The following is a 562-nucleotide window of genomic DNA, read 5'->3' as shown; positions in this document are numbered from 1 at the left end:
TCAAAGCGTAATAAAGGTTCTGAGCGTTGAACAACGTATTCGTGTAGCTAAATTACATGAGAAAGTAGCTAACCAACGTAAGAATTTTCTTCATCATGAGTCTAAACAGTTAGCTACTCATTTTGATGTCGTAGCTATTGAAGATCTAAATGTCGCAAACACTTCATTTTGGAAAAAGTGTCGCTGATAATGGGTGGGGTATGTTCACTTCTTTCTTAGCTTATAAACGAAATGAACAAGGAAAACAACTTTTGAAAATAGACAAATGGATTCCTTCCACCAAAACATGTAGCAATTGTAGAAATATGAAAAATATGACTGCGTCTGAACGAATCTATTCTTGTATATGCGGTGTAAATCTCGATAGAGATTATAACGCAGCTATCAATCTCACAAATGAAGCAATACGTCTATTAGCGTTAGGATAAATTGCAAAAAACCTTTGGAACAAGGGAGTTAGCTCGGCTGTCTAAGGACAAATTCGTTAGCTATCAAAAGTCATGATTAACCGAGAAGCCCCCACTTCAAACATTCCGTTAGGACGTTAAGTGGGGGGTAGTTC

The 562-nt window shown here is 37.0% G+C and carries 1 pseudogene; it reads left to right on the top strand.

From position 1 onward, the window contains the following. Positions 1-428 (top strand): annotated as a pseudogene (locus F3I02_RS33645) (RNA-guided endonuclease InsQ/TnpB family protein); the annotation flags it as partial. Positions 429-562: the final 134 nt, after the last annotated feature.

Origin of the sequence: Bacillus sp. SRB3LM (assembly GCF_015712745.1) — a bacterium.
Taxonomy (GTDB): domain Bacteria; phylum Bacillota; class Bacilli; order Bacillales; family Bacillaceae_G; genus Bacillus_A; species Bacillus_A thuringiensis_K.
Note: the sequence above shows the minus strand (reverse complement) of the source record. Positions and strands in the feature narration are given on the sequence as shown.